Annotated in this window: 26 protein-coding genes; 13 read left to right on the plus strand and 13 right to left on the minus strand. The window is 69.4% G+C overall.

The window, feature by feature from the left end; all coding sequences use genetic code 11:
* Positions 1 to 186: 186 nt before the first annotated feature.
* Positions 187 to 1,545: a S28 family serine protease gene (locus ACIO1C_RS13465; protein WP_401862248.1), complete on the minus strand. Its 1,359-nt coding sequence runs from the start codon at positions 1,543 to 1,545 to the stop codon at positions 187 to 189.
* A gap of 236 nt (positions 1,546 to 1,781) precedes the next feature.
* Positions 1,782 to 2,333 (minus strand): hypothetical protein, encoded by a 552-nt coding sequence (locus tag ACIO1C_RS13470; protein ID WP_401862251.1) that lies wholly within the window; start codon positions 2,331 to 2,333, stop codon positions 1,782 to 1,784.
* Between the two features lie 173 nt (positions 2,334 to 2,506).
* Here ACIO1C_RS13470 and ACIO1C_RS13475 point away from each other — a divergent pair, with 173 nt between their 5' ends.
* The 5 genes from ACIO1C_RS13475 (at position 2,507) to ACIO1C_RS13495 (ending at position 5,100) form a co-directional block, all read left to right on the plus strand.
* Positions 2,507 to 2,686, plus strand: coding sequence for a hypothetical protein (locus ACIO1C_RS13475; protein WP_401862254.1), 180 nt, complete (start codon positions 2,507 to 2,509; stop codon positions 2,684 to 2,686).
* Positions 2,687 to 3,017: 331 nt separating this feature from the next.
* Positions 3,018 to 3,179 carry a hypothetical protein gene (locus tag ACIO1C_RS13480; RefSeq protein ID WP_401862255.1) on the plus strand — a complete coding sequence of 54 codons (162 nt, stop codon included), beginning with the start codon at positions 3,018 to 3,020 and terminating at the stop codon, positions 3,177 to 3,179.
* 127 nt (positions 3,180 to 3,306) lie between these two features.
* Positions 3,307 to 3,678, plus strand: a complete 372-nt coding sequence (locus tag ACIO1C_RS13485; RefSeq protein ID WP_401862257.1) for a VOC family protein — start codon at positions 3,307 to 3,309, stop codon at positions 3,676 to 3,678.
* A 216-nt stretch (positions 3,679 to 3,894) separates the two neighbouring features.
* A complete protein-coding gene (locus tag ACIO1C_RS13490) occupies positions 3,895 to 4,422 on the plus strand; it encodes a hypothetical protein (protein WP_401862260.1) in 528 nt (175 codons plus the stop codon).
* A gap of 168 nt (positions 4,423 to 4,590) precedes the next feature.
* Positions 4,591 to 5,100, plus strand: coding sequence for a hypothetical protein (locus tag ACIO1C_RS13495; protein WP_401862262.1), 510 nt, complete (start codon positions 4,591 to 4,593; stop codon positions 5,098 to 5,100).
* Between the two features lie 142 nt (positions 5,101 to 5,242).
* On the opposite strand, the gene ACIO1C_RS13500 is transcribed toward ACIO1C_RS13495, so the two are convergent.
* Both ACIO1C_RS13500 and ACIO1C_RS13505 read right to left on the minus strand, forming a co-directional pair.
* Positions 5,243 to 6,913 carry an MDR family MFS transporter gene (locus ACIO1C_RS13500; protein ID WP_401862265.1) on the minus strand — a complete coding sequence of 557 codons (1,671 nt, stop codon included), beginning with the start codon at positions 6,911 to 6,913 and terminating at the stop codon, positions 5,243 to 5,245.
* Complete coding sequence (locus ACIO1C_RS13505) at positions 6,910 to 7,467, minus strand: MarR family winged helix-turn-helix transcriptional regulator (protein ID WP_401862267.1); 558 nt, start codon at positions 7,465 to 7,467, stop codon at positions 6,910 to 6,912. Before ACIO1C_RS13505 ends, ACIO1C_RS13500 begins: the two co-directional genes overlap by 4 nt.
* Before the next feature lie 446 nt (positions 7,468 to 7,913).
* Between ACIO1C_RS13505 and ACIO1C_RS13510 the strand changes: the two genes are divergently transcribed.
* The 7 genes from ACIO1C_RS13510 to ACIO1C_RS13540 all read left to right on the plus strand — a co-directional run bounded on the left by ACIO1C_RS13510 (position 7,914) and on the right by ACIO1C_RS13540 (position 14,351).
* The gene (locus ACIO1C_RS13510) at positions 7,914 to 8,771 is read left to right on the plus strand and encodes a HipA family kinase (protein WP_401862269.1); all 858 of its coding nucleotides are present in this window, start codon (positions 7,914 to 7,916) and stop codon (positions 8,769 to 8,771) included.
* On the plus strand, positions 8,768 to 9,151 hold the full coding sequence (locus ACIO1C_RS13515; RefSeq protein ID WP_161308469.1) for a DUF3037 domain-containing protein: 384 nt from the start codon (positions 8,768 to 8,770) through the stop codon (positions 9,149 to 9,151). Before ACIO1C_RS13510 ends, ACIO1C_RS13515 begins: the two co-directional genes overlap by 4 nt.
* Before the next feature lie 339 nt (positions 9,152 to 9,490).
* Positions 9,491 to 10,252, plus strand: a complete 762-nt coding sequence (fabG, locus tag ACIO1C_RS13520) for a 3-oxoacyl-ACP reductase FabG (protein WP_401862272.1) — start codon at positions 9,491 to 9,493, stop codon at positions 10,250 to 10,252.
* A gap of 95 nt (positions 10,253 to 10,347) precedes the next feature.
* Positions 10,348 to 11,154 (plus strand): SDR family oxidoreductase, encoded by an 807-nt coding sequence (locus ACIO1C_RS13525; protein ID WP_401862273.1) that lies wholly within the window; start codon positions 10,348 to 10,350, stop codon positions 11,152 to 11,154.
* Between the two features lie 138 nt (positions 11,155 to 11,292).
* Positions 11,293 to 12,876 (plus strand): ABC transporter substrate-binding protein, encoded by a 1,584-nt coding sequence (locus ACIO1C_RS13530; protein ID WP_401862275.1) that lies wholly within the window; start codon positions 11,293 to 11,295, stop codon positions 12,874 to 12,876.
* A gap of 91 nt (positions 12,877 to 12,967) precedes the next feature.
* Positions 12,968 to 13,651 carry a uracil-DNA glycosylase gene (locus tag ACIO1C_RS13535; protein ID WP_161308472.1) on the plus strand — a complete coding sequence of 228 codons (684 nt, stop codon included), beginning with the start codon at positions 12,968 to 12,970 and terminating at the stop codon, positions 13,649 to 13,651.
* A 190-nt stretch (positions 13,652 to 13,841) separates the two neighbouring features.
* Positions 13,842 to 14,351, plus strand: a complete 510-nt coding sequence (locus ACIO1C_RS13540; RefSeq protein ID WP_401863178.1) for a hypothetical protein — start codon at positions 13,842 to 13,844, stop codon at positions 14,349 to 14,351.
* A 46-nt stretch (positions 14,352 to 14,397) separates the two neighbouring features.
* On the opposite strand, the gene ACIO1C_RS13545 is transcribed toward ACIO1C_RS13540, so the two are convergent.
* Both ACIO1C_RS13545 and ACIO1C_RS13550 read right to left on the minus strand, forming a co-directional pair.
* On the minus strand, positions 14,398 to 14,829 hold the full coding sequence (locus ACIO1C_RS13545; protein WP_401862278.1) for a hypothetical protein: 432 nt from the start codon (positions 14,827 to 14,829) through the stop codon (positions 14,398 to 14,400).
* 158 nt (positions 14,830 to 14,987) lie between these two features.
* A complete protein-coding gene (locus tag ACIO1C_RS13550) occupies positions 14,988 to 15,506 on the minus strand; it encodes a DinB family protein (protein ID WP_401862281.1) in 519 nt (172 codons plus the stop codon).
* Positions 15,507 to 15,631: 125 nt separating this feature from the next.
* Between ACIO1C_RS13550 and ACIO1C_RS13555 the strand changes: the two genes are divergently transcribed.
* The gene (locus ACIO1C_RS13555) at positions 15,632 to 16,537 is read left to right on the plus strand and encodes a Gfo/Idh/MocA family protein (protein WP_401862284.1); all 906 of its coding nucleotides are present in this window, start codon (positions 15,632 to 15,634) and stop codon (positions 16,535 to 16,537) included.
* On the opposite strand, the gene lnt is transcribed toward ACIO1C_RS13555, so the two are convergent.
* The 7 genes from lnt to ACIO1C_RS13590 all read right to left on the minus strand — a co-directional run bounded on the left by lnt (position 16,461) and on the right by ACIO1C_RS13590 (position 23,144).
* Positions 16,461 to 18,074 (minus strand): apolipoprotein N-acyltransferase, encoded by a 1,614-nt coding sequence (lnt, locus tag ACIO1C_RS13560; protein ID WP_401862286.1) that lies wholly within the window; start codon positions 18,072 to 18,074, stop codon positions 16,461 to 16,463. The genes ACIO1C_RS13555 and lnt overlap by 77 nt on opposite strands.
* A 109-nt stretch (positions 18,075 to 18,183) precedes the next feature.
* A complete protein-coding gene (locus ACIO1C_RS13565) occupies positions 18,184 to 18,654 on the minus strand; it encodes a nuclear transport factor 2 family protein (protein WP_401862289.1) in 471 nt (156 codons plus the stop codon).
* Between the two features lie 155 nt (positions 18,655 to 18,809).
* On the minus strand, positions 18,810 to 19,595 hold the full coding sequence (locus ACIO1C_RS13570) for a 2OG-Fe(II) oxygenase (RefSeq protein WP_401862292.1): 786 nt from the start codon (positions 19,593 to 19,595) through the stop codon (positions 18,810 to 18,812).
* Positions 19,592 to 20,209, minus strand: a complete 618-nt coding sequence (locus ACIO1C_RS13575; RefSeq protein ID WP_401862294.1) for a methylated-DNA--[protein]-cysteine S-methyltransferase — start codon at positions 20,207 to 20,209, stop codon at positions 19,592 to 19,594. Before ACIO1C_RS13575 ends, ACIO1C_RS13570 begins: the two co-directional genes overlap by 4 nt.
* Entirely contained in the window at positions 20,209 to 20,709 is a 501-nt protein-coding gene (locus tag ACIO1C_RS13580; RefSeq protein WP_401862297.1) for an RNA polymerase sigma factor, read from the minus strand. Before ACIO1C_RS13580 ends, ACIO1C_RS13575 begins: the two co-directional genes overlap by 1 nt.
* A gap of 43 nt (positions 20,710 to 20,752) precedes the next feature.
* On the minus strand, positions 20,753 to 21,268 hold the full coding sequence (locus ACIO1C_RS13585; RefSeq protein WP_401862300.1) for a methylated-DNA--[protein]-cysteine S-methyltransferase: 516 nt from the start codon (positions 21,266 to 21,268) through the stop codon (positions 20,753 to 20,755).
* Positions 21,269 to 21,692: 424 nt separating this feature from the next.
* Positions 21,693 to 23,144 (minus strand): MFS transporter, encoded by a 1,452-nt coding sequence (locus ACIO1C_RS13590; RefSeq protein ID WP_401862301.1) that lies wholly within the window; start codon positions 23,142 to 23,144, stop codon positions 21,693 to 21,695.
* Positions 23,145 to 23,335 lie beyond the last annotated feature (191 nt).

Here is a 23,335-nt window from a genome sequence, read left to right on the forward strand (position 1 = left end):
ACGGGGGCAGGGGAACCTCAGAGGTGACCGGGTGGCTGCCGTGGCGCACAGGGAACCGCGCCTCCAGCACGGCATGCCCCCGGTCACCTTCCGTACGTATCCGTACGCAATTCCTTGCTGATCGCGGCGGTGCGGGGGTGCCTCTCCGGTCAACCGGAGAGGCACCGTCGCGTTTCACCGGGACCCTTACTCCCCGGCCCACCGCCGGACCGTCGCCGTGGCCTGGGTCGCGGCTTCCGCGTCCAGGGACGCGATGCGTGCCCGGTGGTTGGTGTCCGGCGCGACGTGGATCCGAGCATCCCGGCTGCCACTGCCGAGGCGGAAGCGCTCGGCGGTCGCGGCGTCGTTCTGCCCGTACACGAAGAGGAGTTGGCTTCCTTCCTTCCGTACCCATCGGTCGACGTCGGCCATCGCGTGCGGCTGGAAACGCAGGGGGATCTCGCGCGACACGTAGGTCCGCACATCCTGGATGCCGGGGTGGCGGAGCAGGCCGGTCAGATGCGGGGTGCTGTACTGCGGATAGCCGAGCTGGGTGCCCAGTTGGTAGAAGTACGGCGTGAGGGGCGTGAGCGTCGTGTCCGTGTAGTTCGCGAGGCCGGAGGTCCTGTCCAGCCAGGTGTAAAGCTCCTCCGTGGAGGCCGAGGGGTCCGGGACGCCGGTGCACAGGGCGTCGCCGTACTGCCAGTACATCGGTATGGCACGCAGCACGGCGAGCTCGTACGCCCGGTCGGCGCCGCCGATGACCGTGAACGCGTGCCCTTCTCCGGCTGCCCATTCCTCGTACCGGGCCACCATCTCGTCCCGCCGCAGGAGCGCCTCACGCTGTACGGCCTCCAGCTTCGCGCGGCAGGCCGGTGTCCCCACGCTCGCGAGGAACGCGTCGTACGCGCTGTCGTCCTGGTCGTCCACGTTGTTGGGCGCCGAGTAGGCGACCGTACCGTTCACATCGCGGGGGTAGAAGCGTCGGTGGTAGACCGAGGCCATACCGCCCTTGCTGACTCCCGTCGAGATCCACGGGCCGCCGTAGAGCGGCTTGAGCGCCTCGATCAGGCGGTGGTGGTCGCTCGCCGCCTGCCAGATGTCCAGCTTCGACCAGTCGACGCGGCTCGGCCGGGACTCGCCGAAGAACCGCTGCTCGGTGACGATCTGGTTGCCGTCCACGAGTTCCGTGGGCTCGGAGCGGAAGTCCGGGCTCGCGACGAGGTCGTAGCCGGAGGTGTACAGCACCATGGGCTGCCGGGTGGACCTGTGCAGGAGCGTCAGCCGCTGTTCGAACGTTTTGCTCGCGGGGTGGCGGTGGTCCACGGGCTGCCGATAGGCCAGCTCGAAGAAGCGGTAGCCGGGCGCCGCGGGCTTTTCCGCCGTCACCCGCATGCCGGGGACGGCCTCGATGCGGGCCCGGACGTCTCCGTCGGGCGACTGCTCGGAGGTGGCCGCCGCTGCCGGGGCGGCGGTTCCCGGCAGCGGCCCGGCGATCGGCGGGACGGCCAGCAGGGCGAGGACGACGAGGGCCTCGCGGAGGGGAAGGCGGTGAGTTCTTCTCATGTGGCCAGTCAAGTCACGGGCCTTGGGGTACGGATCCCCTCGCCGGGTGAGCGGTGTCCCCCACGCGGGGGAGAACGCACCGGAGTTCACGTACGGGAGGCCCTTGAGCGAGGCTGAGACTTCCGGGCCCGCGATCACCCTCGGTTACTGTGCTCACTTCATACCGGGGGCCGGACGTAGGGGCGAGCCGGGAGAGGGGACCGTTCCCCTACGTGGCGCGGCCGCCCGGCTCGTGGTTACGAGGCCTGGCGGACCTGCTCGGCCACGCCCTCTTTGATGGTCACTTCGACGTTCAGGTTGCCGTTCTCCGCAGCGGCGTCCAAGTCGTCCGGGGTGCACTTCTCGGCTTCCGGGGTCTCGGGATCTCCGCAGATGTCGCCGCCGATGATCTCGGTGTCCTCGGCGACCCAGAAGGCACGTTCCCCGACCAGCAGCTTGCCCGGCGCCAAGAAGGTCAGTACGCCGCTGAACGTGCCGTCGGCACCAGGGGCATCCGGATTGTCGACAGGACCGTTGTCGGTACCACTGCCGGCGGCAGCGTTGGCATCGTCGCCCGAATCCGAATCGGGGCTCGTACTGTCGTCGCCACCGGAACTCGAACTGGCACTCGTGGTCGGGTCGGCAGCCTCACCTGTGCTCGGGTCGGCGCCCGCACTCGTGCCGGGGCTGGAGCTGCTCGCGGAACCGTCGGCGATGGAGTCGGAGTCGCACGCCGTGAGGAACAGGCCGGTGGCGGTCAGGAAGGCCAGAGCGGCGAGTGTGCGGGTGCGGGTACGACTGAGTCGCATGTGGGGTGCCCTTTCGGCGTCGTTCCTTGTTGATCTCAGAGAAGGCCACTCCTGCATCGCCGGGAGGCCCGGACGCGCACGCTACGCCCCCACCGCATCCGCGCCTGCCCTTTTGTACGTACGGACGCAGTACTTGGCCCTCCTGACCAGGGCAGCCGTGCGTCGGCGCGGCCGTGCCCGTGCGGCAGGAGCAGCAGGAGCAGCCGGGTGCGGCCGCCGGGGAGCGGTCCGGCGTCGACCCGGCCCGGGTCGCGCCGTGGGCCGCGACGGAGCAGGCCCGAAGGAACGGCGGCGGTCAGAAGAGGGCGAAGAAGCCGCGGGCCGGTCCGTACGGCGCGGCGCGACGGGCGTGAGCCGATGGGCCTCGGTGCCGCGATCAGCGCGCTGGTCACCGAGAAGGATCGGCGCAGATGAGAACACGGGACCCGCGCTCCGGGCGGATCCGCGCGGTCGCCCACTCGCCCGTCGTCCCCGCGTCGCCATCGACCACCGGCCGACAGGCTCGACCGCCCGTCAGCGGACCGCTGATAGCGCTGATAGTGGGGCTCCGTAGGCGTTGTGTCGCCCGTACCGCACACCGGCCCGTTCGGAGAGCAGCTCCAGCATCGCATCGCGGGCCGCGACGGCGGCGCCGGCCTGCGCGGGGGTCGGCGCCAACGGCATGGCGCCGTGAATGCGGCCTTCGTGAGCCGCGCACCACGCGTCAGCGATCCGCTCACACGTGCGGTCGGCGCGCTGCTCCGCGACATCGCGGCCGCCGACGCTGCCGGCGCGCTCCGGCCCGGCCGCGATCCTCGCGCCGCCCGTACGGATGCCGGGCCGAGGCTGCCTGCCCTCCAGCCGTAGATCGTGATGTGACGGACGAGTGGCGGAAGACGCGGCTAAGGTCTACGCGCTCGGCGGTCCCGCGCAGCGCTGCGCGTCGGGCCGTGGCTCACCGGAGCCAGGGGCCCGTGCTGTGGGAGGATCACCGGTGATCGGCAAGCTGCAGTGCGTGGTTCTGGACTGTCCGGATGTCCTTGAACTCGCCCGGTTCTACCAATCACTCCTCGGCGGTACGGTCAACGAGCCCGATCGCAGGTGGGCGGTCAGTGACGACTTTTCGACCCTTCACACGGGCTCTGGCCTGGTATTCGCGTTCCAGCGGGTGAAGGATCACCGGGCGCCGCGGTGGCCGGACAGCACGTATCCGCAGCAGTTCCATCTGGACCTTGATGTCCCCGATCTTGACCGGGCCCAGGAGCAGGTCCTCGGCTTTGGCGCCACGCTGCTCCACGTCGACACGCGCGGTTGGAGGATCTTCGCAGATCCGGCCGGCCATCCCTTCTGCCTCCTGCGGGGCTGACGAGGAGTGGGCCGGGGAGACCACCCCGGACGGCATGCGCACTTGCTCGGCCCGGCAAAGTGGGACGCCGATCCCGCACACGGGCGTGGTCCGATTCCGGCGAGGCGGTGAGCGACGGTGTGCGCGGTGTTGACTGTGTGGAGGGCGGTTGCACATCCTTGCCACGCACTGCCGCTGGTTGTCGAAGTCGTGCCGACCCCCGGGAGGGGATGACCCATGCGCAAGTTACCGACGATGGCTCTTGCGGGCGCCCTGCTCGCTCTTGGCTCCTCGCTCGTCGGGGTCGGCACCGCGCGGGCCGCCGGGAGCGGGCAGCCGGGCGCGGGCACGGCGCAGGCCGCGGCCAACCGCGTGCTCTGCTACCAGGCGCACGTCGCGGGCATCGGCTGGGAGAGTGCGTACTCCTGCGGCGGAGTGATGGCGGGAACCACGGGCGAGGGCAGGGCCGTCGAAGCGCTGCGATTCGTCACGGTCGGCATGTCCGGTCTGTGCGCGCGTGCGCACGTCTCCACGATCGGCTGGCAGTCCTGGATCTGCGTCGGGGACAACGAGACCCTCGAGATCGGCACCACCGGCCAGTCCCTGCCGATCGAGGCCGTCGAGTTCCAGACCCAGGGCGGAAGCGTGGCGGCCAACGCGCACCTGAGCGGCTACGGCTGGCAGGGCTGGGTGGCGGGCGGCCGCATCACGGTCGGCACGACGGGTGCGAACCGGTCGATCGAGGCGATCATGGTCACCGCCTGACGCGGCGGGGCCCCCGTTCCGGCTCTCCGGTCGTCGGAGCGGCAGCGAACCGGCCGTGGCAGTTTCATCGCTCGACGGAGTGAGACGCGCAGTCGTCCGCCCCGCAGACCGCTGCCGCGGTGTGAAACCCACTCGACCTGCTCGACCCACTGACGAGATCATGAACAGATGCCGTTGACCGAACCGCCGGCCCGCGAGCTTCAGGACTGCGCCGTTCTCTGGAGCATGGGCGAGATCCGCGCAACCGACGTGGTCACCGCTGCCTGCGACGCACTCGTTGCCGGCCTCGACAGTCCTGCCCTGCGGGTCCTGGCCGCGTGCACACGCGCGGAGGCGAACTACGACGTCCCCGACCTCCTGCCCCCGGCTCTCGACGAACTGGGTCTCACCTTCCACCTGGTGGGAAGCCTTGCCGGACAGGAAGCCGCCGTACGGGCACTTGCCGCCCGGACGCTGGCGGGCAGGCTGACATCTCGCGAACTGGCCTTCCGGATCCATCAGCGATTCGGACACGAACTGCCCCTGGCCGAACGACTGGCCCATCTGGACGACGAGTACGACGTCCTCGAATACGGCGACAGGACACCGGCCCAGGTCGACGCCGACGTCTTGGCCGAAGCTCTTCGGCTCGCACGGCACCCTCGTGTTCCCACCGAACCCACGGGTCCGCCGGCCTGAAGCAGACCGGTGGACCCGTGGGTTCAGGCTGAAGGGCCTTCGGTTGCCTCGAACCCACGGGGATCAACGGCCCCGGGGATCAAGTGATCCGGCGACCGGTCGGCCCCACTCGCGGCTCACCCGGGCCCGCCGTGCGGTGTCGCTACTTCGCCTCGCTCTCGGCCGGCTCCTTCGTGAAGGCCGCCGCCGTGGTGCGCAGCGGCACCTCCTTGATGAAGAAGGCCAGGATGAAGGCGAACACCAACACCACGGCACCCACCAGGAACGCGACCGTGACCGCGTTCGTGAAACCGACCTTGAAGGGGTGGGCGAGAACCGGGTCGAGGTGGTTGAGGAACGACGTGTTGTCGAGCGTGCCCGCCGAGCCGGAGGACGCCGACGTCAGTGTCTTGAGCTGGTCGGGGTGGGCCTTCGCGGCGGCCTGGAAGGCCGCTGTGCCGCGTGCGTCGGCGAAGGCGTCGCTGATCTTGCCGCCCACCACGGAGTAGACGATCGACAGGAACACGGCGACACCCGCCGTACCGCCCATCTGCCGGAAGAACGTGGTGGACGAGGTGGCGACGCCGATGTCACGCGGCGGCACGGCGTTCTGCATCGCCAGCACGATGGTCTGCATGTTCAGCCCCAGACCGGCGCCGACCACGAACATCGCGATGTCCGTGTAGACGAGGCCGCTGTCGGCCGACAGCCGCCACAGCATGAGCATGCCGATGACGAGCAGGCCGCCGCCGATGATCGGGAAGATCTTGTACCGGCCGGTACGTGAGGTGATCTGACCCGCGACGACCGAGAGCGCCATGATGCCCAGCACCAGGGGGAGGGTCAGCAGACCCGCCTTGGTCGGGGAGTTGCCCTTGACGAGCTGGAGGTAGAGCGGCAGCAGGGTGATGCCGCCGAACATGCCGATACCGATGATCGTCGACTGCGCGGCCCCGACAGCGAACACGCCGTTGCGGAAGAGCCGCATCGGCAGCAGCGCGTCGTCCCCGGCCCGGTGCTCGGCGACCAGGAAACCGACGACGCCCAGCGCGCCGATGACGTAGCAGGCGAGCGAGGAGCCGGAACCCCAGCCCCACGTCCTGCCCTGTTCCGCGACGATCAGCAGGGGCACCAGCGCGACCACGAGGGCGATGGCACCCGCGAAGTCGATGCGGTGCTCGCGCCGGTTGTGCTCCAGGTGGAGGACCTTGGCCACCACGATCAGCGCCACGACGCCGATCGGGACGTTGATGAGGAAGATCCAGCGCCAGCCGTCGATGCCGAGCAGGGTGTCCTGGCCGGCCAGCGCGCCGCCGACGACCGGGCCGAGCACGCTGGACGTACCGAAGACGGCCATGAAGTAGCCCTGGTACTTCGCGCGTTCACGCGGCGCGATGATGTCGCCGATGATCGCGAAGGCGAGGGAGAACAGGCCGCCGGCGCCTATGCCCTGGAACGCGCGGAACCCGGCGAGCATGTACATCGAGGTGGAGAGGGTGCAGAGCGCCGAGCCGGTGATGAACACCGCGATGGCGAAGAGGAAGAAGGGCTTGCGCCCGTACTGGTCGGACAGTTTGCCGTACATCGGCGTGGCGATCGTCGACGTGATGAGGAACGCCGTGGTCACCCAGGCCTGGGCGGTCAGCCCGTCGAGGCTTTCACCGATCTTGTAGATCGCGGTCGAGACGACGGTCTGGTCCAGGGCTGCCAGGAACATCCCGAGCAGCAGACCGGACAGGATGACCATGATCTGCCGGTGGGTGTAACCGGTTCTCGGCGCCTCCCCCGTACCGACCGGGCCGATATCGGCGGACGCGGCGCTGGTGGAACTCATGCGGTGCTCTCCTCTCGGCTCGCCGCCGGACCGAGGCCCTTCCAATCCTTGTCGGCGAGCACGTTCTTGTACGTTTCGAAGTCGTCGATGAATCGCACCAGCAGCGCGGCCAGCCGCTCACGGTCGTGGTCGTCCCATGCGTGGAGCATTTTCTCGAAGTGCACGTCGCGCGACCGGGTCCGGTCGGCGACGGCACGCCGGGCCTTGTCGGTGGCCACCAGGAGGCAGGCGCGGCCGTCATCGGCGTCGGCGCGTCTTTCGAGGAAGCCGTCACGTACGAGCTGTGCCACGTGACGGCTGACAGTGGAGGGATCGGACTGGACCAGCTCCGCCAGCTTCTTGACGCGCAGGGGCCCGTTCTTGACGAGGGCGCCCATCACGATCTGGACCGACCAGTCGACGTCGTCGCGGGCGCGGTCCAGCAACTGCGCGCGCGTACGGATGAACATCCGCATGAGGCGGTCGACACCCTCGGCGAGTTGCCGGACGGTCTCACCGCTGCCGGACCCCTCGGGCGACGAGCCGGGATCCCCTTCCGGGGGCGGATCGCCCACGCTCGTACCTCCCCTCACATCAGCAACCAGTTGCGTGTATCACGCAACTATATCCTGTCCTGGCGGTGCCTTCGACGCCGGGGTGGAGGGGGAGCGCCGGGGCCACGCACCGCAGGCCCGGGGAGGTGTCGATCCGCGTAGCTTCCACGTGCTGCGGCACACCTGTGCCTCGATCATGCTGAGGCCGCAGAGTCGGTTGTGATGTTGGCGCGGTGGCTCGGGCACTCCTCGCCCGCGATCACCCTCGGTTACTATGCTCACTTCACACCGGAGGCCGGAAGCAGGGGGCGCGCCGCCATTGACGGACTGCTCGGGGGGAACGGGGAGATCGGCAGGCCGACCGGAACTCCCCAGACTCTCCCCGCCGTTGGCGGGTCATTCCCGCTGCTATGCCTCTGTAGAGTTGACCGTGGATTGCAAGGTTGAAGAGACGGACGGCCTGGGAAATGCTCACAGAAGTCAACGCGACCCGTTACGTCACCCCCCTACGGGAAGGCGGATCGCTGCCCGGGATCGTCGAGGCGGACGACCTCGGCACGTACGTCATGAAGTTCACCGGCGCGGGGCAGGGGCGCAAGACGCTGGTCGCCGAGCTCGTCTGCGGGGAGTTGGCGCGTCGGCTGGGGCTCCGCGTGCCGGAACTCGTGACCATCCAGCTCGATCCGGTCATCGGTCTCTCCGAGCCGGACGAGGAGGTGCAGGACCTGCTCAAGGCGAGCGGCGGGCTGAACCTCGGGATGGACTACCTGCCCGGGTCGATCGGCTTCGATCCGCTCGCGTACGAGGTGGACGCGGCGGAGGCCGGCCGCGTCGTCTGGTTCGACGCGCTGATCAACAACGTGGACCGTTCCTGGCGGAACCCGAACCTGCTCGTCTGGCACGGGGACCTGTGGCTCATCGACCACGGCGCCACGATGATCTGGCACCACAACTGGCCCACCGCCCAGGCCTCCGCGGCCAAGCCGTACAACGCCTCGGCCCACGCCCTCGCGGCCTTCGCACCGGACATCGCGTCGGCCGCCGCCGCCCTCGCCCCGCTGGTCACCGAGGAGTTGCTGGCCGCGGTCGTCGCCGACGTACCCGACGAGTGGCTGGCGGACGAGCCCGGCTTTGACACCACCGACGCGCTGCGCCGCGCCTACGCGGAGCCGCTGCTGGCACGAGCCGCGAGCATCCACGAACGCATCGTCTTCGACGCGCCCGCCAGGACCAGGCCCTCCCAGGCGCCGGGCTGGCTCGCCGACCGGCTGACCCCTCGCCCCGACCGGGCGAAGAGCACGAACGACAAGGACGGCGTCAAGTGAGCAAGCGGGACGTCTACGAGTACGCGCTGCTGCGCGTCGTGCCGCGCATGGAGCGCGGTGAGTGCTTCAACGCCGGGGTGCTCGTCTACTGTCGGGCGGCCTCCTACGTCGCGGCCAGGACCTACCTGGACGAGGCCAAGCTGAAGGCCCTCGATCCGGACGCCGATGTGGTCGGGGTACGGGCGGCCCTGCGCGCCGTCGAGAGCGTCTGCGGCGGCGGTACGGGAGCGGGGCAGGCGGCCGGGGACGACCCCGGACGGCGCTTCCGGTGGCTGATCGCGCCGCGCTCGACCGTCGTACAGCCCGGGCCCGTACACACGGGGCTGACGGCCGATCCCGAGGCGGAGACGGAGCGCCTGCTGGAGCTGCTGGTCCGCTGAGGCGGGTGGTGTGCCGGGAGGTGCCGGGAGGTGCCGGGACTTGCCGGGCGTTGTGTCCGGTGCTGCTCCGGGCCGTGTGGCCTGTGGCGGGCACGGCGGTGTGTCGCGTCCGCCGGCCCCTCCGCCCCCCCCGATCGTTCTCGGCCGATCGGGCTGTCGACGGCGTCGGGCGTTGACACCGAGTGCCGCTGCTTCTAGCGTCTCGTCTGCTGAAGCTACTAAGCGGTTGCTCAGCGATCGAGGCCGGAGATCAGGGCCGGAGATCGCGTGCGGTGATCGTGTCCGGTGACCGCGTGGGGTCATCGAGAGTCGCGGGTTCCTAGGGCGAGGAGAACATGCATGTCCACCACTGAGCAGCGCGTCGCGGTCGTGACCGGGGCGGCCCGGGGCATCGGCGCCGCCACCGCCGTACGACTGGCGGCCGAGGGCCGTGCCGTCGCCGTACTCGACCTGGACGAGGCGGCCTGCAAGGACACCGTCGAGAAGATCACCTCGGCAGGCGGCACCGCGCTCGCCGTGGGCTGTGACGTGTCCGACAGCGCGCAGGTGGAGGCGGCCGTCACACGCGTCGCCGCCGAGCTGGGCGCGCCGACGATCCTCGTCAACAACGCCGGCGTACTGCGGGACAACCTGCTCTTCAAGATGACCGAGTCCGACTGGGACACCGTGGTGAACGTGCACCTCAAGGGTGCCTTCCTGATGGCGAAGGCCTGCCAGAAGCACATGGTGGACGCGGGCTTCGGCCGGATCGTCAGCCTCTCCTCCAGCTCCGCGCTGGGCAACCGGGGCCAGGCCAACTACGCCGCGGTCAAGGCCGGCCTCCAGGGCTTCACCAAGACCCTCGCCAAGGAACTGGGCAAGTTCGGCATCACCGCCAACGCCGTGGCCCCCGGCTTCATCGTCACCGAGATGACGGCGCAGACCGCCGCGCGGGTCGGCATGGGCTTCGAGGACTTCCAGGCCGCGGCCGCCACCCAGATCCCGGTCCAGCGCGTCGGGACGCCGGACGACATCGCGAACGCCATCGCCTTCTTCACCGCCGAGGAGGCCGGCTTCGTCTCCGGCCAGGTGCTGTACGTGGCCGGCGGACCGCTCAACTAGCCGCCGAGGCGCCGGCACTGGCACCGGCGCCGGCAGTCGCACCGACGCACCGACGCACCGACGCACTGAGACGCCCGGGAGCAGGGATCACGGACATGACACAACAGACGCAGGACGAACAGGCGCGGGACGACCGGACGCCCGGCGGCCGGCCCCGGGACAGCGGCAAGGTCGCGCTGGTCACAGGGGCGAGCCGCGGCATAGGTTACGGAGTCGCCGAGGCGCTCGTCGCCCGCGGCGACCGGGTCTGCATCACCGCGCGAGGCGAGGACGCCCTCAAGGAGGCCGTGGAGCGGCTCGGTTCCGACCGGGTCATCGGCGTCGCGGGCAAGGCGCACGACGAGGCGCACCAGGCGATCGCCGTCGAGCGCGCGATGGAGGCCTTCGGCCGTATCGACTTCCTCGTCAACAACGCCGGTACGAACCCGGTCTTCGGCCCGATGGCCGAGCTGGACCTGAACGTCGCCCGCAAGGTGTTCGAGACCAACGTCGTCTCGGCGCTCGGCTTCGCCCAGCTGACCTGGAAGTTCTGGCAGAAGGAGAACGGCGGCGCGATCGTGAACATCGCGTCGCTCGCCGGTATCTCCGCATCGCCCTTCATCGGCGCGTACGGCATGAGCAAGGCGGCCATGGTCAACCTGACCCTCCAGCTTGCGCACGAGTTCGCGCCTGCCGTACGGGTCAACGCGATCGCGCCCGCGGTCGTCAAGACCCGCTTCGCGCAGGCGCTGTACGAGGGGCGCGAGGCCGAGGCCGCCGCCTCGTACCCGCTTGGCCGGCTCGGGGTGCCCGAGGACATCGGAGGGGCCGCGGCCTTCCTCACCTCGGACCAGTCGGACTGGATCACCGGCCAGACCCTGGTGGTCGACGGAGGCATCTTCCTGAACGCCGGAGTCGGCTGACACGCGCTGACACGCGCTGACCAGTACTGACACGCAGTGCCGCGGAACTCCCCAAGTGCCCCATCTGATCAACATGTTGACCGGATGGGGCATTGCGGTATGGTCTGCCGATCCATGGCTGAACTAGGAGTGTGCGCGGTGTTCAACCGGACCGGTAGACAGGCTGCCTCGGCCCTCGCGTCCTTGTCCCTGCTCACGGCATGTGGGTTACTCCCCGACGAGAACGGTGAGGACGGCCGGCGAATAATCGTCGGCACGACGAGCGAGCCGAGCACGCTCGACCCCGCCGCTTCGTGGGACAACTCGTGGGAGTTGTTCCGCAATGTGTTCCAGACGCTGCTGAGCTTCCCCACCAACAGTTCGTACCCCCAGCCCGACGCGGCGCGGAACTGCGCCTTCACCGACCCGACCACCAATCAGGTCTTCCGGTGCACGCTGCGTGAAGGGCTGACGTTCTCCAGCGGCTACAAACTCGACGCGAAGGCCGTCAAGCACTCCTTCGACCGCATTCGCGCCATCAACGTACAAGGCGGGCCGGCGGGTCTGCTGGAGTCGCTCGACAAGGTCGAGACGACCGGCGACGACGTCGTCACCTTCCGGCTGAAGAAGCCGGACGCGACTTTCCCGTTCATTCTCGCCACCCCCGCGATGTCCCTCGTCGATCCCGCCGAGTACCCGGCCGACAAGCTGCGGGACGACGGCAAGGTGAGCGGCTCGGGGCCGTACGCGCTCACCTCGTACACCCCGGGGACGAAGGCGGAACTGGTCCAGAACACGAAGTACAAGGGGTTCGCCGACCGCCGGAACAAAGGCGTCACCATTCAGTACTTCAAGGACTCCGCCGTCCTGTTCGGCGCCTTGAAGAAGAAGGACATCGACGTCATCTACCGGGGTCTCACCTCCCAGGACGTGGTCGAACTCGAACAGAAGAAGCCCGAGAACGAGGACCTCCAGCTCGTCGAGACGGTCGGCGCCGACATCCGCTACCTCGTGTTCAACCCCACCGACCCGGCGGTGGGGCAGCTCGCCGTACGCAAGGCGATCGCCCAGGTCGTGAACCGTGACGCGCTGGTCGCCAAGGTCTACCAGGGCACGGCGGAGCCGCTGTACTCGATGGTGCCCAAGGGCATCGCGAGCCACGCGACCAGCTTCTTCGACCGGTTCGGCGCACCGGACGCCGCCAAGGCGCGGGCCCTCCTGCTGGCGGAGGGCATCACGGAGCCAGTGCCGCTGACGCTTTGGTACACGACGGACCGCTACGGCTCCGGTACGGCGGCGGAATTCACCGAGATCAAGAGGCAGCTGGAGGCGTCGGGGCTGTTCGAGGTCACCCTCCACGGCAAGCCCTGGAAGGACTTCCAGGCGGGGTACACGAAGGGGCGGTACCCGGTCTTCGGCCGCGGCTGGTTCCCCGACTTCCCCGATCCCGACAACTTCATCGCGCCCTTCGTGGGCAAGAACAACGCGCTGAGCACGCCGTACGAGAGCGACGAGATCACGCGGGAGCTGCTGCCGGAGTCGCGGAAGGTCAGCGACCGGGGTGCGGTCACGGGGCAGTTCGAGCGCGCGCAGGAGATCTTCGTCGAGGACGTGCGGCTGCTGCCCCTGTGGCAGGGGAAGTTGTACGTCGCGGCGGGGGAGGACATCGGGGGCGGGGAGCGGGCGCTCGATCCGCAGACGGTCATGCAGATGTGGGAACTGAACCGCAAGGCGAGCTGGTAACGCTCACTCGGGCACCGGACCGGGACGGCCGTTGTCAGTGGTCACCGGTAGGTTCGGTGCCACAAGTGATCCCTTACCGGAGGTTGTTGACGTGACCGACACCGACATGCTGCCCGAGTCCTGGCGCGGCGTCCTCGGCGACGAGCTGCAGAAGACCTACTTCAAGGAGCTCGTCGAGTTCGTCGAGGAGGAGCGGGAGAAGGGGCCGGTCTACCCTCCGCGCGACGAGGTCTTCGCCGCCCTCGACGCCACCCCGTACGACAAGGTCAAGGTGCTCGTCCTGGGCCAGGATCCGTACCACGGCGCGGGGCAGGGCCACGGCCTGTGCTTCTCCGTGCGGCCCGGGGTGCGGACCCCGCCCTCCCTGCGGAACATCTACAAGGAGATGAAGGAGGAGCTCGGCCACCCGGTGCCGGACAACGGTTATCTGATGCCGTGGGCCGAGCAGGGCGTCCTGCTGCTCAACGCCGTGCTGACCGTCCGCGAGGGCGAGGCCAACTCCCACAAGGGCAAGGGCTGGGAGAAGGTGACCGACGCGGTGATCCGCGCGGTGGCCGAGCGTCCCGACCCGGCGGTCTTTGTCCTCTGGGGGGCGTACGCGCAGAAGAAGCTGCCGCTCATCGACGAGGAGCGGCATGTGGTGGTGAAGGGCGCCCACCCGTCGCCGCTGTCGGCGAAGAAGTTCTTCGGCTCCCGTCCCTTCACCCAGATCAACGAGGCGATCGCCGCCCAGGGGCACGACCCCATCGACTGGCGCATTCCTGACCTCGGCTGATTCACGGCACGGTGATCCGAGGGGACGGTGATCCGAGGGATCGTGATCTGAGGGATCGTGATCCGAGGCACGGTGATCCGAGGGCGCCGCTGACAGGCTCGGGCTCCGCACCCGAGCCTGAGGGGGATTGTCCGTCATGAGGGTTAGCGTCGGGTTCGTCGGCATTCTCGGACGGGCAGCGGAGGCGATAGTGACGGAGCAGCGGGAGGCGTCGGGGGACACCTTCATGACCAGGATCGGGCAGGCGGTCATGCTGCTCCACGGTGGTGACCGTGAGGAGGCGCGCAATCGCTTCGGCGCCCTCTGGGCGGAGATCGGAGAGGCGGGGGACGCACTCCACCGCTGCACGCTGGCGCACTACATGGCCGACACCCAGGACGACGCCGGCGACGAACTCGCCTGGGACCTGCGGGCCCTCACCGCCGCTGACGGGCAGGGCGGCGAGGAGTCGGACCGGCGGGCCCCTTCGGCGCCGGGAGAGGCACGTGAGGCCTCACCGGAGATGCGTGCCTTCTACCCCACGCTCCATCTGAACCTCGCCGCCGACTACCTGAAACTGCAACGCCCCGAGGCGGCGCGGCTCCACCTGGACCGGGCACGCGCCGCCTCGGACGTGCTGGGGGACTCGGGAGGCGACGGCTACGGCAATGGGGTGCGGGCCGGCATCGACCGTGTGGAGCGCCTGCTCAGGGAGTGGTGACCGGCACGGGTACGGCACCCGTCGCCGCACCCCGTCACGGCACCGGTCAGTTCCCGTAGGCGTCGTGGCAGATCCGCGCCTGGGGGCTGTCCTCGGACCAGCCCCCGTACGTCTCGCCGAGCGCGCACACCTCGCGGATGAAGGGCGGCGCGGTGGTGGGCAGGGCCCGCTGCCGCTCCACGGGCCGCTCACGGGGCTTCGGCTTCGCGGGCGGGGCTTCCGGACGGTGGACGGCCCGGCTGTCCGGCTGGGGGCGGGCGATCCTGCCGGCGTCGGGCGAGGCGGAGGGGGCCGCCTTCCGCTCCGGTACGGGGAGGACCGCGTCCAGTACTTCCCGGGCCGGAGCCTGGACGATCTGCGGCTCCACCTCCGGCCGCGCCGCCGGGGTACGCGTCTCCGGGCGCGGTACGGGCGCCGTTCCCGGATCCACCGCCACACATCCCGAGACGGTCGTGACCGCCACTCCCACCATGATCATTGCCGCGCTTCTCGTTCGGTACACCCGCGCAACTCTGCTGGTCGGCGGGGTCGTTGAGCGAGCCGACGGGCGAAGATTGGCCCGTACGGGTGAGGACCGGGCGACTGTTGCCCGACAGCCCGACAGCCCGACAGCCCTTGAGCCTGACCCGCCCGCGGTCAGTCGCCCGTCGCGCCGTCGATCCGCTCGCGGAGGAGATCGGCGTGGCCGTTGTGCCGGGCGTACTCCTCGATCATGTGGGTGTAGACCCACCGGAGGCTGTACGGGTCGCCCGTGTGTCGGCTCACCCGGCCGGCGCCGACGTCGTCGAGCCCGAGCGGCGCGGCCACCTCGCGGGCGTGGGCGATCTCCGCCTGCCAGACCGCGTACGCCTCGGCATAGGTGTCGTGCTCGCCGGCATGGAAATCACCGTCCGGGTCGGCGTCGTCGAAGAAGATCCCCTCGGCCTTCTCGTCGGCGATCGTGTTGCGGAACCAGCCGCGCTCGACCTCGGCCATGTGCCGTACGAGCCCGAGCAGACTCAGCTCCGAGGGGGCCACCGAGAGCTGGCGCAGCTGCGTGTCGTCCAGCCCCTCGCATTTGGTGGCCAGGGTCGCGCGGTGGTACTCCAGCCAGCCTTCGAGCATCTCTCGCTCGCCGGCGAGGGTGGAGGGTTCTGAGCGTTGTGGTGTGGTCATGGCGGTCATCCTCACGCACCGCCCACCCTCACGGCCACGGGTTATCCGGGTTGGCGGCCCCCGTATGCTGCCCGGACAGTGGATCAACGGTCGGACACGCGCCCAAGAAGCGCCAGGAGGTACTCGTGAAGGTCGGCTGCATCGGGCTCGGAGACATCGCGCAAAAGGCGTATCTGCCGGTGCTCACCACCCTGCCCGGGGTCGAACTACATCTCCAAACCCGTACCCCCGCCACCCTGGCGAGGACGGCGGAGACCTATCGCATCCCGGCGGCGCACTGCCACACCGACCTGGACTCGCTGCTCGCGCAGGGCCTCGACGCCGCGTTTGTCCACGCCCCCACCGCCGCGCACGCCGAGATCACCACCCGCCTGCTGGAGGCGGGGGTGCCAACGTACGTCGACAAACCGATCGCCTACGAACTGGCCGACTCGCAGCGGATCGTGGAACTCGCCGAAACACGCGGCGTCAGCCTCACCGTCGGCTTCAACCGCCGCTTCGCCCCCGGCTACGCCCAGCTCCTGGAGCACCCGCGTGACCTGATCCTCCTCCAGAAGAACCGTGTCGGACTGCCCGAGGACCCCCGCACCTTCGTCCTGGACGACTTCATCCATGTGGTGGACACCCTCCGTTTCCTGGTCCCCGGACCTGTTGAGCACACCGATGTACGGGCCCGGCTCCGCGACGGGCTGCTGCACCACGTCGTGCTCCAGCTCTCCGGCGACGGCTTCACCGCCATCGGCATGATGAACCGGCTGAACGGCTCCACCGAGGAGATCCTGGAGGTGTCGGGACAGGACACCAAGCGGGCCGTCCACGACCTCGGCACGATCATCGACCACAAGGGACAGCCGAGCGTACGACGGCGCGGCGACTGGGTGCCGGTCTCCCGCCAGCGCGGCATCGAACAGTGTGTCCTGACGTTCCTCGACGCCGTACGGGACGGCAGGACCGTCAGCGCGCGGGACGCTCTGCTGAGTCATGAGCTGTGCGAGCGAGTGGTACGGCAGGCGCTGGAGCAGGCCGCCTGAGCCGGCGCCCGCCCCGCGCCAGTCCCAGCGTCACCAGAACGCCGATCGCCGCGTACACCGCCCAGTCACCGAACCGCACGTACGGAGTGGTGCCACGGGCCAGCGGGACGCCGAAGACCGCGGCGGTGCTGCGCTCCGTCCCGATCGACCCCCCGATCCGTTCACCCTCGGGGCCGAACACCGCGCTCACACCGGTGAGCGTGGCGTGCACCATCGGCCGGCCCGTCTCGGCCGCCCTGAGTGCCGCGAGCGAGGCATGCTGCTCCGGCGCCCAACTCCCCTGGAAGGAGGAAGTGGACGACTGGCCCACGAGCACCTGCGCACCGTCCTGCGCCAGGCGCCTGCTCATGTCGGGGAACGCCGTCTCGAAGCAGATCAGCGGACCGAACCGCAGCCCGCCTCCCGACGGCCCCGGCGGCAGTGTCATAACCACCTGCCGCGATCCCCGCACGCGGTCCTCGCCGGCCGCCTTGCCCACCGACGTGGCCCACCCCAGAGCGGAACGGGCCGGGATGTACTCGCCGAAGGGCACCAGCCGCATCTTGTCGTAGGTGTCGCCCGTCGGTCCCTTCGGCCCGATCAGGAAACTCCGCTTGAAGATCCCGGCCCCCTCGGCCGCGCCCCTGACACGGGCGTCCACATTGACCAGCAGATCGGCCCGGACCGTACGGGAGAGCGCTGCCAGCCGCGCCACCAGATCGGGACGCCGCCCCAGATCGGCGCCGATACCGCTCTCGCCCCACACCACCAGATCCAGGTCCTGACCGGCGAGTGTCCGCGTCAGCGTCTCGTTGCGGGTGAACCGGCGCTCCAGCGAACCGGGTCCGGAGATGATGCCCGGCTGGACAACCGCGATCCTCGCCTGCCCCGACCGCTCGGGCCTCGGCGCCCACGTCCACGCACTGCCCACGGCGAGTGCGCACACCACGAGCCCCACCGCCGCGACCGTCCGGGCGGCGGCCACCGCGATCAGCAAGGTGAGTGCGGTGTTCACCGAGACCACCAGGAGGCTCACCAGCCACACACCGCCCACCGAGGCGAGCCGCAACACCGGTGCGACCTCCCACTGGCTGGCTCCGAGCAGCCCCCAGGGCCCGCCGAGTCCTTCCCAGGACCTGAGCAGTTCGACCATCAGCCAGCCCGAGGGCACCACGGCGACGGCGGCCACCGCCCGCCCGGCGGACGGCACCCCGCCGAGCATCGAACGCACCAGCAGCCCCCACGGAGCCCAGAGCAGCCCGAGCAGCGCCGCCACTATCACGATGAACACATTGAGGCTCGGCATCAGCCAGTGGTGCACGAACAGCATGAAACCGAGGCCGCCCAGCCAACCGTCCACCACCGCCCGCCGCGCTGTGGGCGCACTCCGGACCAGCAGCATCCAGGGCACCAGCGCCCCGTACGCGAACCACCAGAGAGACGGAGCCGGAAAGGCCAGGGCGGGAAGCGCGCCCGCCACCACGGCAGCCGCACCACGCCACCAGGGCGAGGTCATGCGCGGGCCGGACACCACGCGCCTGACGGCCAGGGTCTGCATACCGTGCCTCCTCATCCTGCCTGTTCAGCAGTCTCTTCCCCCGAAGCCGAGGACCGAAGCAGGCATGGCCGGGGAGCGGGGGGAGACGCCCAGGACTGGACCGGAAGGGTCAGCCGGCGGCTCGCACAGCACCGGGCAGATCCCCAGCGCGCCGCCACTGTTCGTGGACGACGACGCGGCTCAGCCGCCAGCCCGATTCACCCCGCAGCAGCCCGAACACGATCCGGCCGCCCGACATCACGTCGTCGCCCGACTCATGACGCAGCGGACTGAGATAACCGGCCGTCAACTCGGCGTGATTCCCCGGATAACCGTCCGCGTCCTGAAAGCGCACACGGCGATTGACGATCAGCTGCTGCCGAACGGCAAACGGCCGCAACTCACCGGCCAGCCACTCGGCGACCTGACCCGCCGGCCCTTCGACCCCACCCGCCGCCGTGTAGTCGGCGCGGCCCTCCGGGGCGAACAGAGCGAGGAAACCTGGCCAGTCGGCATCCTCGACGGCCACCGCGTAGCTCGTGATCACTTCATCGATGGCGAGCCGGTCCAGGAGTGTCGCAAGTTCCACGCGCTGCGTCATCGTCCCAGTCTCCGGTAGGCGAGCCCCCAGGCCAAGGGCCATGGGTCCGGCGACGGAAGTCTTGATCAAGCCGTGCTGCGAAGCGGCCTCGCCCTGCCGTCCACGCCTTCTTTGCCGACGCGTTCAGGAGTGCGCGGCGGGCCCGCCGGGCGTGATCAGGTGGCGTCGTGGAACACGAGCCCCAGCGTGTGGCGCCGGCCCGAGCGCACGACGGACACGCCATGCCGTACGGGGGCGGCGGACCAGCCTCGCTTGGACATCACCGGCCGGTCGCGGGTGGTGAAGACCAGCCCGTGTCCCTGGGGTATGAGGGTGGCCGTCGCTCGCGACTGCGCCCGGGGTCGCTGCTCGACCATCAAGAACTCACCGCCGGAGTGGTCCTCACCGGGTGCGTTCAGATTGACGACCACCTGGAGCGGAAAGACCTTCTCGCCGAACACATCGCGGTGCAGTGCGTTCCAGTCCCCCGCCCCGTAGCGCAGCAGGATCGGTGAGGGCCGTTCCTGCCCCGCCCGGTGGCATATCTCCAGCCACTCCGCCAGCGACTCGGGCCATTCGGCGTCCCGGCCGAGCTTGGCGTACCAGTCACGGGCCACTGGCAGCAGTCGCGGATACAACTCCTCGCGCAGCCGCTGCACCGCCTCGGGGAAGGGCCGGTCGAAGTAGCGGTACTCGCCGCTGCCGAAGCGGTGGCGTCCCATGTCGATCGTGGAGCGGAACAGATCGGACCGCTCGTAGAGCAGACTGAGATCCGCGCACTCGGCGGGGGTGAGCAACTGGGGCAGGAGCGCACATCCGTACGCGTTGATCTCGTCGGTTACCGTGTCCCAGTCCGCAGCGCCCACCCGCCGGGCGAACACGTCCCTCTCCTCTGCTTCCGAGGTGGCCTTTGTGGTGGCGGCCGCGCCGCCGGTGTGCTTCCGCTTTGTTGTGGTGGTCATGCTGCTGTCTCCAGGGTGAGAAGGATGTGCTTGGCGTCCACACCGCCTACGTACTGGCCGGCCGATCCGTCGGAGCGCACCACGCGGTGGCACGGCACCACAACCGGCAGGGGGTTGGTGGCGCACGCCGTTCCCACGGCCCGGACGGCTCGTGGGCTGCCGGAGGCGACGGCTACCTCCGCGTAGCTCTCGGTGTGTCCGTAGCCGATCTGGCCGAGGTGGCTGAGCACGTCACGACGGAAGCCCTTGGACAGGCGCCAGTCCAGCGGCAGGTCGAACCGCTTGCGCCGGCCGGCGAAATACTCGTCGATCTGCCGGCTGGCCTCGTCGAGCCGGGCAGGCGCGCGCAGAATGCGCGGCCCGATCGTCTCCGCGAGCTTCTGAAGGACCTCCGTGTGGTCCTGGACCGCGTAGGCGACCTTGACCAGCCCCTGTTCGGTGGCGGCGAGCAGCAGGTTCCCGGCCGGGGTGTCCAGGGTGCGGTAGGCGACGTCGAGGATTCCCTCCTCCTCCGCCTGTGCGACGAGCCGGGCCTCCAGCCGGGTCAGCACCTGGTTGTCGTGTGAAGGCAGCGCCGCGAACAGGCGCCTGGTCTCCGGGTCGGATGCGTTCATCACCTTCGGGCCACTCCCATCTCGTCGGTATCTCTTGGATATGTGCTGCGCAGAGTCTTGATTCCGTCGGCCGCGGCCCGGCGTGCGGCGGCGGCACTGCAACCGGTCAGTGCGCCGATTTCTTTGTACGGCAGACCCGCCAGGTAGTGGTACGCCACCGCCTGGCGCTGCCGCTCGGGCAAGGCCTTGAGGGCCTGCCACAGGTCTCCGTCCCAGTCCTGCGGTCTGCCGATGCGGCTGGGACGTTCTGGCAGCTCCTCCACCGGGGCCGGCCGACGCGCGTTGGCCCTGGTGGCGTCGATCGCCTTGTGATGGGCGACGGTCACCAGCCAGGCCTCCACATTGGCCTCGGACGGCAGGTCGGGATAGGCCTTCATCGCCGCGAGAAAAGTCTCCGACCACGCGTCCTCGGCGTCGTCCGGCCCGAGGACGGCGCGGATGACGCGGAGCACCATGGGCCCGTACTCGGTCACGATCTGTTGGAAGGGTGGCTTGGTCACACCTGGTAAACGAACCGGCGGCGCCGAACGTGAGGTCGCCACGTCAGAAAAGCCGATCGGCTTTGGCCGGTGCGGGCTCTTCCAGGTCCAGCAGGTGCCGCTTGCGCCCCAGCCCGCCCGCATAGCCCACGAGGCTGCCGTCGGCGCCCACCACGCGGTGGCAGGGCACGATCACACTGATCGGATTGCGCCCGACCGCCGCGCCCACGGCCTGCGCGAGCGCCGGATCCCCCAGCTGACGCGCGAGGTCACCATAAGAACGTGTCCGGCCGTAGGGAATGCGGGCAAGCAGCTGCCACACACGCTGCTGGAACGCGTCCCCGACGGCAGTCAGCGGCAGAGCGAACTCGCGCCGCTCTCCAGCGAAGTATTCACCGAGCTGACGCCTGACTTCCTCGAAGCCCGCTTCCTCGCGCACGCCGAGCGAGTCGGTCGCCGGGCCGCGGCGGTGGTCCGCGAAGTAGAGCCCTGTCAATGTGTCGTCTTCCGCGACCACCGTGAGATCGCCGAGCGGCGACTCGATCGTCGTATGCACCCTGCGGCTGCTCAAGGTCTGCATGGAATGTTCCCTTCCCCGAACCGGTGACGATCCCGGACGGATCGCCTTTCACATCTCGTAGACGCTGGGGCGACGCGAAACGTGAGGTCGGGCGGGAGATTTCTTTGCGGCGCACCGGCGGCTCACGTTTTGAGTCCGGCCGGCGTCTACTCGGTGAGGCGCCGCAATGACAGTGATCATCCGACACACACGAACGGGAGCACCTCATGGCGACAGAACCGAACGCGGACGAGAACGCGACGGACGAGGAGACCGACGCGACGGACGAGGAGACAGAAGAGAGCGTGGTCCTGTCTCCAAGCCCGACCGGTGCTTTGTCCCCTATATGTGCGGGAGGGGGCTCCACCGACCGGTCGGTGGAGCCCCCGGGAAAGACTCGCGGGTGTGGAGGGCGGGGGTAGAGGACAGAGCCGCCGGCCGTCGCTTACGACGAGGGCAGGGGCTTGCGGATCTTGTTGGCGATCCGCGGGGAGTGGTAGCCGGTCGAGGCGCCGGACATCCAGCCTTCGAGGTTCGGCGGCTCCGGGCGGGCGCCGCCGAGCAGGAACAGTCCCGGCAGGATGACGGCCGAGGCGGCGGTGAAGGCCAGCATGATCTCCAGAGACAGCTGGAACCCGTCCGTGAAACTGCTCTGGATCATGGCGAGATGGACGAGAACGGGGCCGATCAGGAACGCGGCCTCGGAGCGCAGCAGTTCGACGAGGGCGAAGGTGGGACCGATCTGCACGGCGGTCACGGAGAAACCGGCCAGGAACAGACCGGGGACCACACCGGCGCCTGCGCCGTACCCCAGGAGGATCGCGACGATGGGGACGATGGTGGCCGCGTTGGTCGGGGTCAGGGCGAACAGCACCGCCGCGGCGATGACGATGCTGAGGAGGCCGGAGAGCGCCATGTACGGCGTCCAGCGGGTGACCATGATCTTGCGGAACAGGAGGGCGGAAACCACGACGCCGACGATCTGAGGGGCGATGAGCAGTCCGGTCTTCACGGAGGAGTACCCGGACACCTGGAGCATGTAGACCTCGGTGAGCTCCAGCAGGGTGGTGAAGGAGGCGCCTACGACCATGGCGTTGAGTGTTCCTGTGACCGGCAGTGTGTTGCTGATCGGCCGCACCGGCATCAGCGGTTTGGTCTTGCTGTACTGAGTCACCAGCAGGAGGGCGCCCAGGGCGACGCCGACAACCACCGGCGCGATGAACTCCCAGTCGCTGAAATCGCCGCGCGACAGCCAGGAGACACCGAAGAACGGCAGCATGGTGGCGCCGAAGGCGAGGGGGATGGCCGTCCAGTCGAAGCGGGCTCCCCGGGCCGGGGGTTCGTTGGGTTCGAAGGTCATGGCGCCGACGGTCAGACCGATCGCGGCCAGCACGGCGACGGAGGTGTACAGCAGCCGCCAGCCGCTGTAGCTGCCGACCAGTCCGCCGATCACGGGGCCGGCGGTGACCATGCCGAACAGCCCGAGGCTGATGACCGCGGCGGTGGTCGGCAGACGGTCCACACCGTGGGTGAGGATGAGCGGCGGCAGCGAGAGGACCAGCAGCATGCCGGTGAACAGGCCCTGGAGGATGACACCGGCCATGAACTGCCCGATTTCCTGGGCGCTCAGTGCCAGCACGGCGGCCACCACGAAGCCGGACTCACAGAAGATGTAGAGATGGCGTCCGGGCAGCCGTTGGAAGAGGTCGGCGGCCACCACCGCGCCGAACGCGTATCCGGCGTTCGAAAGTCCGCTCGTGAGTTGCAATTGGAACCGGCTGGCGTCCAGTTCCTTCATGAGAATCTCAGGGAAGAGGGAGAGCGCCGTGGTGAGTACGAGGAACGGACTCAGCGCGAGCAGCGCGAGGGTGACCGCGGCGGCGTAGTTGCCCGCCAAGGGGAGGCTGGTGAAGACGCGAGGCGTAAGGAAACGGGAACTGATTGTCGCCTCCGGGGTCGTGGTGGGGGGAGGCGCACATGCAGGTCAGGCGCTCGGCACAGAGATCTGTGGCGTCCTCGTGGGGCGACGCCCGGGACTGCCGGGCCGTCGGCTCAGCCTACGATCCGTGGTGTCGCCGACCCGGAACT

Origin of the sequence: Streptomyces sp. NPDC087420 (assembly GCF_044744165.1) — a bacterium.
GTDB lineage: Bacteria > Actinomycetota > Actinomycetes > Streptomycetales > Streptomycetaceae > Streptomyces.